Annotated in this window: 15 protein-coding genes; all 15 read left to right on the top strand. The window is 38.8% G+C overall.

Annotated elements, in window-relative coordinates:
* The first annotated feature begins 115 nt into the window (after nucleotides 1–115).
* The 15 genes from V3I05_RS05395 to V3I05_RS05325 all read left to right on the top strand — a co-directional run bounded on the left by V3I05_RS05395 (nucleotide 116) and on the right by V3I05_RS05325 (nucleotide 14,212).
* Nucleotides 116–1,540, top strand: a complete 1,425-nt coding sequence (locus V3I05_RS05395) for an LLM class flavin-dependent oxidoreductase (protein ID WP_300447114.1) — start codon at nucleotides 116–118, stop codon at nucleotides 1,538–1,540.
* 9 nt (nucleotides 1,541–1,549) lie between these two features.
* Nucleotides 1,550–2,536: an alpha-L-glutamate ligase gene (locus V3I05_RS05390; protein WP_343352890.1), complete on the top strand. Its 987-nt coding sequence runs from the start codon at nucleotides 1,550–1,552 to the stop codon at nucleotides 2,534–2,536.
* Nucleotides 2,537–2,594: 58 nt separating this feature from the next.
* The gene (locus tag V3I05_RS05385) at nucleotides 2,595–2,726 is read left to right on the top strand and encodes a hypothetical protein (RefSeq protein WP_295700256.1); all 132 of its coding nucleotides are present in this window, start codon (nucleotides 2,595–2,597) and stop codon (nucleotides 2,724–2,726) included.
* Nucleotides 2,727–2,771: 45 nt separating this feature from the next.
* Nucleotides 2,772–3,107, top strand: a complete 336-nt coding sequence (locus V3I05_RS05380) for an ATP-binding cassette domain-containing protein (RefSeq protein ID WP_295700259.1) — start codon at nucleotides 2,772–2,774, stop codon at nucleotides 3,105–3,107.
* 101 nt (nucleotides 3,108–3,208) lie between these two features.
* Nucleotides 3,209–3,739 (top strand): OsmC family protein, encoded by a 531-nt coding sequence (locus tag V3I05_RS05375; protein WP_295700261.1) that lies wholly within the window; start codon nucleotides 3,209–3,211, stop codon nucleotides 3,737–3,739.
* 109 nt (nucleotides 3,740–3,848) lie between these two features.
* A complete protein-coding gene (locus V3I05_RS05370) occupies nucleotides 3,849–3,995 on the top strand; it encodes a hypothetical protein (protein ID WP_343352889.1) in 147 nt (48 codons plus the stop codon).
* 73 nt (nucleotides 3,996–4,068) lie between these two features.
* Nucleotides 4,069–4,341, top strand: coding sequence for a hypothetical protein (locus V3I05_RS05365; protein ID WP_300447112.1), 273 nt, complete (start codon nucleotides 4,069–4,071; stop codon nucleotides 4,339–4,341).
* Nucleotides 4,342–4,460: 119 nt separating this feature from the next.
* Nucleotides 4,461–5,483: an LLM class flavin-dependent oxidoreductase gene (locus V3I05_RS05360; RefSeq protein WP_295700267.1), complete on the top strand. Its 1,023-nt coding sequence runs from the start codon at nucleotides 4,461–4,463 to the stop codon at nucleotides 5,481–5,483.
* 364 nt (nucleotides 5,484–5,847) lie between these two features.
* On the top strand, nucleotides 5,848–6,495 hold the full coding sequence (thyX, locus tag V3I05_RS05355; protein WP_300450489.1) for an FAD-dependent thymidylate synthase: 648 nt from the start codon (nucleotides 5,848–5,850) through the stop codon (nucleotides 6,493–6,495).
* 210 nt (nucleotides 6,496–6,705) lie between these two features.
* The gene (locus tag V3I05_RS05350; protein ID WP_343352888.1) at nucleotides 6,706–8,373 is read left to right on the top strand and encodes a 2-isopropylmalate synthase; all 1,668 of its coding nucleotides are present in this window, start codon (nucleotides 6,706–6,708) and stop codon (nucleotides 8,371–8,373) included.
* Nucleotides 8,374–8,401: 28 nt separating this feature from the next.
* Nucleotides 8,402–9,661 (top strand): 3-isopropylmalate dehydratase large subunit, encoded by a 1,260-nt coding sequence (gene leuC / locus V3I05_RS05345; RefSeq protein WP_295700275.1) that lies wholly within the window; start codon nucleotides 8,402–8,404, stop codon nucleotides 9,659–9,661.
* Between the two features lie 15 nt (nucleotides 9,662–9,676).
* Nucleotides 9,677–10,174 carry a 3-isopropylmalate dehydratase small subunit gene (gene leuD / locus V3I05_RS05340; protein ID WP_295700277.1) on the top strand — a complete coding sequence of 166 codons (498 nt, stop codon included), beginning with the start codon at nucleotides 9,677–9,679 and terminating at the stop codon, nucleotides 10,172–10,174.
* A 36-nt stretch (nucleotides 10,175–10,210) separates the two neighbouring features.
* Complete coding sequence (gene leuB / locus V3I05_RS05335) at nucleotides 10,211–11,287, top strand: 3-isopropylmalate dehydrogenase (protein WP_343352885.1); 1,077 nt, start codon at nucleotides 10,211–10,213, stop codon at nucleotides 11,285–11,287.
* A 176-nt stretch (nucleotides 11,288–11,463) separates the two neighbouring features.
* Nucleotides 11,464–12,753, top strand: coding sequence for an MBOAT family O-acyltransferase (locus V3I05_RS05330; protein WP_425531749.1), 1,290 nt, complete (start codon nucleotides 11,464–11,466; stop codon nucleotides 12,751–12,753).
* 421 nt (nucleotides 12,754–13,174) lie between these two features.
* Nucleotides 13,175–14,212 (top strand): hypothetical protein, encoded by a 1,038-nt coding sequence (locus tag V3I05_RS05325; protein WP_343352882.1) that lies wholly within the window; start codon nucleotides 13,175–13,177, stop codon nucleotides 14,210–14,212.
* The last annotated feature ends 381 nt before the right edge of the window (nucleotides 14,213–14,593 follow it).

The raw sequence follows: 14,593 nt of genomic DNA, 5'->3' as shown, positions 1-14,593 counted from the left end.
ATTACATATTTTTTAAATTACATATTGTATTTTAAAAAATATGTAATTTATCAGTATAATCACTCCATAAGTTGCAACACACTTAACACAAATAAAAAACCATAGGAGGTAAAGTATGGGACACAAAAAACACATTCGTTTCAATGCGTTTGATATGAATTGCATTACCCACTTAAGCCCGGGTTTATGGCGTTATCCCGGAGACCAAGCCTTAAAATACAAGGACATTGAATATTGGCAAAATGTCGCTCGTATAGCTGAAAAGGGGCTATTTGATGCAATTTTTATCGCTGATGTTTTGGGCGTATATGATATCTACAATGGCGATGATGAGGCGGCATTGCGCGGGGCAGTGCAAACACCTGTGAATGACCCTGTGCAATTAGCGGCTATTGGCGCGGCAGTTACCAAACACTTAGGTTTTGGAATCACTGCTGGCGTGCCTTTTGAGCACCCATTTCCATTTGCAAGGCGGCTTAGCACACTCGATCATCTTACCAAAGGACGCGTAGGTTGGAATATCGTAACAGGCTATCTGCCTAGCGCAAACGCGCAAATGGGGACAAAAGAGCTTCCACACGATGAGCGGTATGAGGTAGCTGATGAATATTTAGAGGTAATTTACAAGCTTTTGGAAGGCAGTTGGGAAGATGATGCAGTGATTTTAGATAGGCAGAATGGGCAGTTTGCTAATTCTGCTAAGATTCACCATATCGGGCATAAAGGCAAATATTTTGATGTACCCGGAATCCACGTATGTGAGCCAAGCATCCAACGCACGCCCGTGTTATTTCAAGCGGGCAATTCCCCGCGAGGTATGCGCTTTGCAGCGGAAAATGCGGAGGCGATTTTTATTTCGCCCATCTCTAAGGAATACACAAAAACCGCTGTCAAGCAGATACGCAATGAACTTATAAAAGCAGGGCGCGACCCACATAGCGCGAAAATCTATGCATTAGCGACCATCATCACTGATGAAAATCAAAAACTTGCCGAAGCAAAGCACAAAGATTTGCTAAGCTATGTCAATGAGGAAGGCTCTTTGGTGCTTAATTCAGGTTGGCTAGGAGAAAATCTTGGCAAATACAACCTTGATGACCCGCTCACAGAAATTACATCTAATGCGATGATTGGCAAGGTAAAGGAATTTGCCGAATCTCGCACCGATGAGGGCAAAACTTGGACTTTAAGGGAACTGATTAAAATCGCTGGAATTGGTGCATTAGGCAATAAAATCATCGGTGGCAAAAAAGAAGTATGCGATACCCTGCAAGAACTCATAGAATATAGCGATGCAGATGGGTTTAATCTCGCCTATGCAACCACACCGGGAAGCTTTGAGGATGTAGTGGAATTTATCGTGCCTGAACTCCAAAAGCGAGGCGTGTATCAAGAATCCTACACAGAGGGAAGTTTGCGCCATAAGCTCTTTGGCAATGGTGATAGGCTGCCCTCCTCTCACAGAGGGGCGAAATACCGCGTAGGTGGCGAGAAATCTACGATAGATGATTATGCCAATAGTGGTAGAACTAAAAAATAAGGAGAATCTATGCTCTATAATGAATACAAAAAAGGGATTTATATCCTGCATGAGAACCTTGAGTGGATACCACCCTTTGCTGATGCGTTTAAACGTGCGGGAGTGGAGTTTAAAGAAATACTTCTAACACGTGGCGGGATCAACCTTGATGTGCCTCCACCCGAAGGTGTATTTTGGAGTAGACTTAGTGCTTCAAGCCATACGCGCAACCACGCGGATTCTAAAGAATATGGACGGGCGATTTTAGCGTGGCTGGAATCTTATGGCAGAAAGGTGATTAATGGCAGTAATGTGCTTGAATTTGAAGTAAGCAAAGTGAGGCAATATCTCGCTTTAAACAACGCAGGATTCCGCACACCAAAGACCATAGCGGTTTTTGGCAAAGATGATTTGCTTAAAAGCGCGGAGGCTCTGCAAACGCCCTTTATCACAAAGCATAATCAAGGTGGAAAAGGCTTAGGTGTGCAGCGATTTGAGAATCTTAAAGAGCTAAAGGATTATGTAGAATCAAGTGCCTATGAAGCCCCTATTGATGGCATTACGCTCTTGCAGGAGTATGTGCGCTCTAAGGAGCTTTTCATTACGCGATGTGAATTTATTGGTGGAAAATTCGTATATGCTGTGCGTGTAGATACAAGTGGCGGAGCGTTCAAACTCTGTCCTGCCGATAGTTGCGACATTGAAAGGGCAGAAGCCCTGCCTGAACTTGCTGGAGCAGCCTGTGATATAGGCAGTGGCGATAAGTTTAGCGTGAGGGAGGAGATTACCACACAAACGCCGCTCGTGCAGCAGTTAGAGACATTTTTGCAAAAACATCATATAGAGATTGCCGGGGTGGAGTTTATAGAGAGCGATAAAGGCGAAAATGTGGTGTATGATATTAATACCAACACTAATTACAACAGCACTTTAGAATCTAAGCTCCGCGCACAAGGGCAGTTGGGGGCAGCAGATAAAGTAGTAAGCTTTCTACATCGGCTTTATGAAGGATTATAAAGGATTTATAAGGCAAGAGGGGGCTTTTTAGCTTGGATTCACCTTGTGGCAGGAGGAGATGCTAGGGATTCAAAGTGGGCTAGGCTACCTCATCATAATAGATGGACGTAATCTCATCGCTATGGAATATGATGATTGTGGCGATGATTTTTATAGGGATTTTAGGGCTTTGTGTTCATTGAGTTTTTAGCCTTTTGGGATATAATACTCTAAAGCGCAAACTTGGAGAAAAAGTATGATTGCAATCAAACATTTATCACAATCTTTTCATCAAAGGCAGATTCCAAACAATATCAATTTAGACATTAAAAGGGATGAGTTTTTCGCTTTGATTGGGACAAGTGGCTGTGGCAAGAGGACATTATTAAACATCATTGGCGGATTTGAGGACTTTAATGATGGAATCTTATCTATTAATGGACGCCCTTTCTTCCATAGAGCGAATCTCATAAACTGCATAAAGATTTTTCAAGAATATGCCCTCTTGCCGTGGTGCAATGCGCTTGGTAATGTGAGTTTCGCGCTTTTGGGAAAGGGCTTTAGCGCTATTCAAGCCCGACAAAAAGCATAAGAATACTTACATCTCGTGCATTTAGGAGGCTAGAGCTTTTAGAATCTTAGGTTACAAAAGCTCTAGCCTTAAAAAGCTAGAATTTAACACAAAGGAATATTATGAAAGTAGCACAAACTAGTTGCACAAGATTAGAGCCTATCGATAAAGAGGGCTTAGAGGAACTCGTAAAGGCGGGTAAGGCAAACCCGAATGCGATTAAAACGCTCAAGTGCAAAACGGTTGCGGAGGGCAAGTTTCGCCATTTGAACTACATTCGCAATCTCCCTGCCTATGTGGTCGATGAGCCACCTACACTCTTAGGCGATGATACCGCACCAAATCCTAGCGAAACTCTTTTGGCTGCACTTGGCAGTTGCCTTGCTGTTGGGATTCACGCTAATGCAGTGGCAAATGAGATTGTGATTTCTAAGCTTGAATTAGAACTTGAAGCAGATATTAATATCACTTCTGTGTGGGGAGTGGGTGATTTGAGCGAGGATAAGCCATTGGGATTTACCGATGTGCGTGTAAAAGTCATTTTAGAATCTAATGTAAGCAAAGCAAGAGAAAATGAGCTTATAGCACACGCTAGAAAATACTCTCCTGTAGCAAATACGATTGCAAGAGCAGTGAATTTATCGGTGAACTAGATGAAAAAATATTGATAAAATATTCTCTACATCAAAAGAACAGAGAAAGGCGATTAACAAGGGATTCTGTCCTTATAAATCTCTCAAGAATTTAAGTTAAGTTGGGCTTTTGAATCGTTCAAACATCGCCAAAATCTCTAGTGTGTGTGCGAATACAGGCTTTGCGTGTGGGCGCAGTATGCTTTATACCATTATCTTTTGCATAGGCAGAATCTACGCAAGGAACGTGATTTTTAAGGATTATTTTATGATGTGATAAACAATCCCGCTCATTTGATGCTCCCGCGTATTCTGCCCGGATTTGTGCTTTTGTGAACAGAGGTATAATATTGGGTATTATCCAAAATGCTATAGCAGGTATTGAAAAATATATGAAAAAGGATAGAATCCAAAAGCTTGATAAGAAGATAAAGTATTTGTATGCTAAAAAAGAATTTTTGCTTCAAAAAGCTCAAAAACTAGCAAAAGAATCTCTATGGCACAAAAACTTTTCATCATATCTTAAGCTCAAGCTCCATTTTGTGAAACTAGCCCTTAAGACTTCTCATGAGCAAGCGCGAGTAATGGTTTTGGAAAGATTCTATGAGAGAGTAAAATTTTAGAATCTTAATCTTGTGAGTGTTATCACACCTTCAATCGCTCATATACACAAGCTCTTAAAAGCCTGATGTAATATTTGCAAAATTATTTATAACGAGACAAATCACACAAAGGAAGCATTATGAAATTTGGTTATTGGACACCGGTATTTGGAAGCTGGCTAAGGAATGTTGATGATGATACCACACAAGGGAATTGGGAGTATATCAAGGATTTGGTGCTACGTGCGGAGGATTTGGGCTATGTGCTCACCCTTGTGCCAGAGCTGTATTTGAATGACATTAAAGGCGAGAAAGCTGATGCACTTGATGCGTGGGCTATCGCTAATGGTTTAGCAGCTATCACGCAAAAAATTGAGATTCTAGCAGCCCTCCGTCCGCAATACCATCAAGTCGCACTCACAGCAAAGCAAATTGCCACTATTTCGCAAATTTGTAATGGACGCTTTAGTATCAATATGGTATCAGCGTGGTGGGCAGAGGAAGCTCGGCAATATGGCATTAACTTTGATGGGCACGATGATAGATATGCACTCACACACGAATACACCAATGTACTAAGGGGATTTTGGGAGCAAAGCCCCTTTAATCACAAGGGCAAATATTTTACATTTGAAAATGCCTATAATGAGCCTAAACCACCTAAGACTCCCCTTGTGTATGCCGGAGGTGAAAGCGAGAGAGGGAGAGATGCTATCGTGCAGTTTGCCGATAAATATCTCTTGCACGGAGGCACATTAGAGGAGGTGAGAGAAAAAATCGCCGATATGAAAGCGCGTAGGGCAAAGGCGGGTAAAAGCCCATTCTTGGGTTTTGGTATGGCAGCCTATATCATTATCCGCGATAGTGAGGCAGAAGCGTTAAGAGAGCTAGAGCGCATTACTACGATTAAAGATGAAAAGGCTTATGAAAATTCTTTCAAAAATTTTACGAACAATTCGCAGCTTGATGTAGAAATCAGCAAACGCGAATACAGCGTGTCAAATCGCGGGTTGCGTCCGCATTTTATAGGCACAGCACAGCAGGTAGCAGAGCAAATCAAAGCCTATGAGGAAGCAGGGCTTGAGCTACTCATCGTGCAATGTGCGCCGATGAAAGAGGAACTAGAACGTATCGCCAAAGAGCTTATGCCCTTAGTGAGATAGATTGGATCTCTATGGCTATGCTATTACGCTAAAGTGCTGCTTGGTCTCCTATATTTTACTATCGCCATACCTCCTACTAAAGCTCTTATGGTTTAAAACGGCTTCTCATAGGATAGATATGGCTCTAGTAAATATATCTTGCCATTAGAATATTACATCGCTACGTTCTTTTCATACTTAAGCAAGAGGCCAAGGAGGCTTGATTAAGCTATTATCTATACAAAACTGCTTCACAAATATTAAAGAACATTTAATTTGCAAAATTAAAACACTATGCTTTTAGCTAGATTTGAACTATTAACAAACTTTTAATGCAAGATTCACTAAGATTGTATGCAAATTAATCCCCTAAGGAATCCCCCCCATGGTAGAAACAATAGAATGTAAAATTAACATTACACTTTTGCACTATACGCCGCTCAATGTTTGTAGCAATGCTATCCGCACTTGTTGGCAGAGCTTTGATAAGAGCGATAATGGTGGGGTAAAAGATTTAGAGCTTATCGATAGAGTAGGTAATAAATACAAACACGCAAGCACCTTAGAGCATCTCTATTATAATTTTTATATTCAAGGCATTTCACGTGCGTGTTTGCAGGAGTTAGCTCGTCATCGTATGGCAAGTTATAGCGTAAAATCCTCACGTTATACATTAAAGGAACTAAAAAATCTGCCGAGCTTCCTGCCTATCAATGATGAAAATCTCGCACGCGCAGAGGAATTTGTCGTTTTTACAAGTAATGAAAAGGTTAATATTGCCTCGCTTCACGCCCTTGAGCGACTGCGTGAGATTTTATGCGATAATGTAAGCAATGATATGGCTAAGTTTGCTATGCCAGAATCCTATCGCACAGAACTCAGCTTTAGCATTAATGCAAGGAGTTTGCAAAACTTTCTTTCTCTGCGCACATCTAAATCCGCGATGTGGGAGATTCGCGCATTAGCTCTTGCACTTTTTAAGGCCCTCCCGGAGGAGCATAAGTTTATCTTTGAGGATTGCATATCTTCATAAGTGTTAGCATTAGGGCTGCATCTATTTTTTGTCTTTGCAGGATTTTGCAAGAGTAATTTTATATAAACGCAAATGCGATACAAAATAGAATGATAAAGACATACATGGATTCTACAATTTTATAAAGAATTTTTATCGCCTGTATAGTTTTTATTGCTAGAATCATAAAGCTTTTATTAGCAGTATTTTTCTTAATATGAGGAGTTTGTTATGAGTCATACAAAATATCAAAGAGGCTATTTTATGCCTCCTGTGGAAAGTTTAGAGTGGAGTAAAAAAGAATATATTAAATCCGCGCCTATTTGGTGCAGTGTGGATTTACGCGACGGCAATCAAGCCCTTATCACTCCTATGAGCCTCGAAGAAAAAATTACATTTTTTAAGCTGCTGCTAAAAGTGGGATTCAAAGAAATTGAAGTGGGATTTCCCGCGGCGAGTGAGACAGAATATCGCTTTTTACGCACATTGATCGAAGAGAATCTGATTCCTGATTATGTGAATGTGCAGGTGCTTACTCAAGCTAGAGAGCATATCATTAAAAAGACTTTTGCGAGTTTGGAGGGTTGCAAAAATGCAATCGTGCATGTGTATAACTCTACATCATTTGCGCAAAGGGAGCAAGTCTTTAAAAAATCTAAGCAAGAGGTGAAGCAAATCGCCATTGAGGGCGCGACATATCTTAAAGAATATGCTGCAGCCACAAAGGGAAACTTTCGCTTTGAGTATTCGCCAGAAAGCTTTAGCGGCACAGAGGTGGATTATGCCCTTGAAGTGTGTAATGCTGTGATTGATGTCTTTAAGCCCACTATGGATAAAAAGCTCATCATCAATCTCCCTGTAACTGTGGAGATGAGTCTCCCACATATCTATGCCTCTCAAGTAGAATATATGTCTAAGCATCTCAATCATCGTGAAAATATACTTATCTCTCTCCACCCGCATAATGACAGGGGCTGTGCGGTAGCCGATGCGGAATTAGGGCTTTTAGCAGGGGCGGATAGGATTGAGGGCACACTTTTTGGCAATGGTGAGCGCACGGGTAATGTAGATATTATCACCCTAGCAATGAATATGCACTCACACGGCATAGACCCTAGGCTTGATTTTAGCAATATCCCTGCTATTTGTGATGTATATGAGAAAGTAACAAAAATGCAAGTTTATGAGCGACAACCCTACTCGGGCAAACTCGTATTTGCAGCCTTTTCAGGCTCTCATCAAGATGCGATTGCTAAAGGTATGGCTTATCATCAAGAAAAAAATCTTCGCACGTGGAGTGTGCCATATCTCCCTATTGACCCTAAAGATGTGGGGCGCGTGTATGAAAACGATGTGATTCGTATCAATTCACAAAGTGGCAAGGGCGGGATAGCCTATATTTTGCACCATCATTATGGGATCAATCTCCCCCCACTTTTAAGAGAAGAATTTTCCTACTATGTGAAAAATATCAGTGATAAAGAACACAAAGAGTTAAGTCCTGATGAAATTTGTGAGATTTTTCAAAACGATTTTGTGAATCTTACCTCACATTTTAGTATCAAAGCCTTTCATTTCACACAAAAAGATGATACACAAAACCACATAGAAGCCTCCCTAGAAACATCCAATGCAAAAGGAGAATCTAGCTTAATCACAAGCAGTGGCAATGGGCGGCTTGATAGCGTTGCAAATGCACTAAGGGAGTATCTTAAAATGGATTTTGAAATACTCGATTATAGTGAGCACGGACTTAAGAAGGGTTCGGATTCTAAAGCTGTGTCATTCGTGCAGATAGAAAGCAAGGGCAAAAAATGCTTTGGTGTGGGCATAGATAGTGATATTATTAAGGCTTCGGTTTTTGGGCTAGTAAGCGCACTTAATAGAATCTTGAATTAATAAATAAAACAACAATTAAGGAGCATATATGGGAATGACAATGTCTCAAAAGATTTTAGCTAATCGTGCGGGAATGGAGAGTGTAAGAGCAGGTGATTTGATTATGGCAAAGCTTGATATGGTGCTTGGTAATGATATTACCACGCCTGTAGCGATTAATGCCTTTAAGGCGGCAAAATTTGAAAAAGTTTTTGATAAAGATAAAATCTCTCTAGTAATGGATCATTTCGCTCCAAATAAGGATATTAAGGCAGCTACGCAAAGTGCGCAATGCCGATGTTTCGCTAAGGATTTTGATATTTCACATTATTATGATGTGGGGAATATGGGCGTGGAACACGCGCTTTTACCCGAGCAAGGCATTGTAACCATTGGCGATTTAATTATCGGGGCGGATTCTCACACTTGCACTTATGGAGCGTTAGGGGCATTTTCTACCGGTGTAGGCTCTACGGATATGGCGGTAGGAATGGCGACAGGACAGGCGTGGTTTAAAGTCCCTAAAGCGATGAAATTTAACCTCAAAGGCAAGTTGCGTCCATTTGTGAGTGGTAAAGATGTGATTTTACATATCATTGGTAAAATCGGCGTTGATGGTGCGCTCTATAAAAGTATGGAGTTTAGCGGTGAGGGCTTAAAGAATCTTACCATCGATGATAGACTTTGTATCGCTAATATGGCAATTGAAGCGGGGGCGAAAAATGGCATTTTTGAGGTTGATGATATTACAATTGATTATGCCAAAGGGCGCACGAGTAGAGAATTTAGAATCTACAAAGCCGATGAGGACGCAGAATATGAGCAAATTTTTGATATTGATTTAGATTCTATCGACCATACCGTGGCATTCCCACATTTACCTGAAAACACAAAGGAAAAAACTCAATGGGGAGAAGTGAAAATCGACCAAGTGGTTATTGGCTCTTGTACGAATGGGCGATTAAGCGATATGGCAGTGGCAGCAGATATTCTAAAAGATAAGCAAATTGCTAAACATACACGCTGTATTATCATTCCTGCTACGCAAAATATCTATTTAGAATGTATCAATAGGGGCTATTTAGAGACATTTATTAAAGCCGGGGCTGTGGTTTCTACGCCTACTTGCGGACCTTGTCTAGGCGGGCATATGGGTATTTTAGCCGCAGGTGAGAGATGTGTAGCGACTACTAATCGTAACTTTGTGGGCAGAATGGGGCACGTAACAAGCGAAGTCTATCTCTCTTCGCCCGAAGTAGCGGCTGCAAGTGCGGTAAGAGGGACTTTAAGCGCGCCACAAGATATATAAACAAAAGGAGCAAATATGAAAACAAAAGGATTTATCCATAAATATGGTGATAATGTAGATACTGATGTGATTATTCCCGCGCGATACCTCAATACCGCTGACCATAGAGAGCTTGCGAGTCATTGTATGGAGGATATTGATAAAGATTTTGTCAAAAAGGTAAAGGCAGGAGACATTATGGTGGGAGGCTGGAACTTTGGCTGTGGGAGTAGCCGAGAGCACGCCCCTATTGCGATTAAGGCAAGTGGGATAAGCTGCATTATCGCTAAATCCTTTGCAAGAATCTTCTATCGCAACGCCATAAACATAGGACTTGCAATTATAGAATCTGAAAATATCGCTCAAAGTATAGAAAATGGCGATGAGGTGGAAATTGACTTTGATGCGGGGGTGATTAAAAATTGCAATAAAAATGAGCAATTCCACACAACACCTTTTCCGCCTTTTATCCAAGAAATCATTAATGCCAATGGCTATTTGAATTGGATTGCTAAAAACAAGGCAAATGCTTAAAATACTTAGCTATATAAAATAACTAAAGGAGTGCAAATGAAAAAGCATATTGCTGTCATTTATGGCGATGGAATTGGCAAAGAAGTGGTAACACAGGCACTAAGAATCTTGCAAGCCATCGCAGATAAATATCATCACACATTTGTCTGTGAAGAGGTCTTAGCCGGGGGCTGTGCGATAGATGCTTGTGGAGAATGCCTCCCTAAAGAAAGCTTAGAGTTATGTAAGAAAAGTGACAGTGTGTTACTTGGTGCGGTGGGCGGTCCTAAATGGGATAATGAGCCTAGTCATAATCGCCCTGAAAGTGCGCTTTTAACCTTACGCAAGGAATTAGGATTATTTGCTAATATCCGCCCAGCGAAATTGTTTGCAGAGCTTAGTAATGCAAGTCCTTTGAAAAGTGAGATTTTAAACAAGGGCATTGATTTTATTATCGTGCGGGAGCTGATTGGGGGCGTGTATTTTGGCGAACACAAGATAGAGCAAAAAAATGGCGAGAAAGTCGCAAGTGATGCGATGACATATAGCGCCTCGCAAATAGAATCTATCGCAAAGGTCGCCTTTGAACTCGCAATGAAGCGCAAAAAGCATATCGTCTCTGTGGATAAGGCAAATGTGCTAAGCTCATCACGGCTTTGGAGAGAAACAGTAGAGGAAGTCGCAAAAGACTATCCGCAAGTAACCCTTAGCCATATGTATGTGGATAATGCAGCTATGCAGATTTGCCGCGCACCTGGTCAATTTGATGTGATTCTTACCGAAAATATGTTTGGCGATATTTTGAGTGATGAGGCGAGTATCATTACTGGGACAATTGGCGTTATTCCCTCTGCCTCACTATCAAACACATCTTTGGGAATGTATGAACCAATACACGGCAGTGCACCAGATATCGCCGGGCAGGATATTGCTAATCCTATTGGAACGATTCTTTCTGTGGCGATGATGTGTGAACTATCCTTTGGGCTAAAGGCTGAATCTGAAGCGATACAACACGCCGTGCAAACCACCCTAAAAAAGGGCTACCGCACAGGTGATATGATGAGTGATGGAATGCAAAAAGTAAGCTGCACACAAATGGGTGATATGATTTTAGAATCTTTGCAAGGCTAACTATGCTCTTTAACTCCTATCTCTTTATCTTTTGTTTCTTACCTTTAGTATGGATAGGATTCCATATTTTACGATATAAAAACCATATAAAAAGTGCAAAAATATTTTTAATATCTGCAAGTTTATTTTTCTATGGGTATTGGAAATGGCTTTATCTGCCTCTATTGCTTAGCTCTATGATTATTAATTATTTTATAGCAACAGCAATCCTTAAACATAATTCTACTTTGCTTATAAATGCAAAGAATATGCGGGGGGGGGGCAAAAGTAAAATATACCTTATTGTAGGTATCCTCTTTAATCTATTCCTTTTAGGATTCTTTAAATATACTGATTTCTTTTGTGAAAACTTTAATCTTTTTTCTGCGCTTTTGCATTTAGATTTTACTCTCCCTCTGCCTCATATTCTCTTGCCCCTGGCTTTATCTTTTGTAACCTTTCAGCAAATTGCCTTTTTAGTGGATTGTTATAAATGCATTGATATAGCTGATATACAGGGAGGATTCAATACTCATATTAAAGCTAAAAGCGAAGATATTTGTAAAAATGACAAATCTAACAATAGAGATTCTAAAAATAATACAGAATCCGCAAAAGATTTCAATGCTACATCTGCAAAACAAATCCCCTATCATAAAACTTATTACAAGATAAATGATATAAAAAAGCCTCATATTCACTTTATTGATTATTGCTTATTTATTAGCTTTTTTCCACAACTTATTGCTGGTCCTATTGTCCATCATAAAGAGATAATGCCACAATTTAATACCTTATCTCCATATATCAAATGGGATTATGTGGCTAAGGGATTATTTATCTTTACTATTGGATTATTTAAAAAAGTATGTATCGCTGATAGCTTTGCTAAATGGGCAAATGCAGGATTTAAGTCTGTGGAGAATGGCGAAGTGCTAAATACAGCAGAATCTTGGGCTACCTCTTTATCTTATACTTTTCAACTCTACTTTGATTTTAGTGGATATTGTGATATGGCAATAGGATTAGGGCTATTATTTGGCATTATGCTACCTATTAATTTTAACTCCCCCTATAAGGCTTATAATATCAGTGATTTTTGGAGGCGGTGGCATATCACATTAGGGAGATTCTTAAGAGACTATCTCTATATCCCTCTAGGTGGGAATAAGAATCTCAAATATGCTTCTTCTAAATATTATATATGCTTAAATAAAATACTCACTCTAAGAAATCTCTTTATCGTGGCATTTTTAAGCGGTGTGTGGCACGGGGCAGGCTGGGGATTTGTGATGTGGGGAGTGCTGCACGGCTTAGCAATGATAATCCATAGAATCTATATGTGGTGGATAGAAAAGATAAAAGAGGGAGTGTCTAAGAGATTCCATAATCAAAAAAAGATACATTACTTAATGCTCCATATAATAAAAAGGCTCTACATACAAAAAAACGTATCCTCTCTACAAGGTATAAATCTATACTCTTAGCCTTTTTAGATTCTAAACTCTATGCCATACTTTGTTGGTTTATTACTTTTAATTTTATCAATATTGCTTGGATATTTTTTAGAAGTGAGAATGTGCAAGGGGCATTGAATCTGTTAAAGGGGATGGTTGGAGGCAATCTTATATTACCTACTTTTTTAGAATCTTCACTGCATTTTTTAGATAGATATAGTGTGAGGTTTGGCAAATGGGCAGTGAGCATAGATGACTCCTCTGTTATTATATTTTTTAGTGTGTTTGGGGCTATGGTTGTATGCTTGAAGTTAAGAAACACTATTGAGCTTATAAACAGCTTTAAGCCCACATATTGCACACTTTTGCAAATACTTATATGCTCTGTTATCGCATTATTGTGCATTGATAGGGCTCAACAATTTTTATATTTTAATTTTTAAGGACATAGATGAGCGATAAAAAATTTGTTATAGCATACATTTCTATTATCAGCATATTAGTGCTAATTGTTACAGGAATATTGTATTATTTATCGCGAATTTTTGAACACAATAGTTTTGAAGCAATCATCCAACGTCAAATAATAAATAATTCTCTTTATGGAACAGCATTAAACGAAAATGTATTTGCTTATAAACTTGAACTTATTAAGCAAAGTAAGCCAAAAGTTATTGCTCTTGGTTCATCAAGGGTATTACAATTAAGAGAGGAGTTTTTTAATACTTCTTTTATTAGTGCTGGAAATGCAATGAATACCTTGAATGAAGGGCAATATTTTTTAGAAAAAATGCTTAAATTTCATCAGCCCGAACTCATTTTATTAGGTTTAGATATATGGTGGTTTCACCCACACTTTCCAAATAATGTTAAAGCTCCTTATCATAGCATTACAGGAACTAATATAAACTATGCTAAGTTAATAGACATAATCAAATTAATATATAAACAAAATTTTTTTCAATTTTCATATATTATCGATAATCATTTTATTAGAAATCCTTATACGCGTCTAGATTCTTTAGGTTTAAATGCTATGCATAAAAGTCGGGGATTTCTTAAAGATGGCTCATATATCTATGGAGAAATCTTTGAATCTTATCCTACACAAGATGCACGTTTTCAGGATACACTTGAAAGAATAAATCAAGGTACTAGGAAGTTTGAATACGCTTCTGCTATCGATGATAGTCGTCTTACAAACTTATTAAACATAATGAATACTTTGCATAAACACAATATTAAGGTGATAATTTTCTTTCCTCCAGTAGCCCCAAGCATATATGCTGCAATGAAAGAGAAAGAGATGGAGTATCAATATGTTAATGAACTCTTTTTTACTCTGCAGAGATTAAAAATTAATTTTTTAACTACCACAATTCTGCTATTTTGCACAATGATAATTGTGAATTTATTGATGGGTTCCATGGAGGTGATATATTTTATGCAAGAATATTGCGCAATATGGCAGAAAAGAGCCAAACGTTAATGCCTTATGTTAATATCCTATATTTAAATGAAATTATAGATTCTCACGCAGGGAAAGTTTTTTCCAAAGATAATATCAGTTATTTTTATGAACAAGATTTTTTAAGTTTAGGGTGTAAAAAATAATTTTATGCTCCTTAAAGTGATATAATCTAGGCTTTGCCTGATAGTGATTAAGGCACATTAAATCTAAAAATACATTATAATATCATAAAGGTTTTAATGATAAAGTGAGTGAAAATTGGCTCTTGCTATGGACTATAGAATCTAACCTTTTAACTCACCTGATGAATTGCAAGATAAAACAGCAAGAATCGTTTATAATAAACAAAATCCGCTCTATAAATATTAATAAATCCTTAGACAAAACCTGTGATTTAGA

The organism is Helicobacter mastomyrinus, from assembly GCF_039555295.1.
Classification (GTDB): Bacteria; Campylobacterota; Campylobacteria; order Campylobacterales; family Helicobacteraceae; genus Helicobacter_C; species Helicobacter_C mastomyrinus.
The sequence above is the reverse complement of the archived record's forward strand: the minus strand, read 5'-3'. Positions and strand labels throughout refer to the sequence as shown.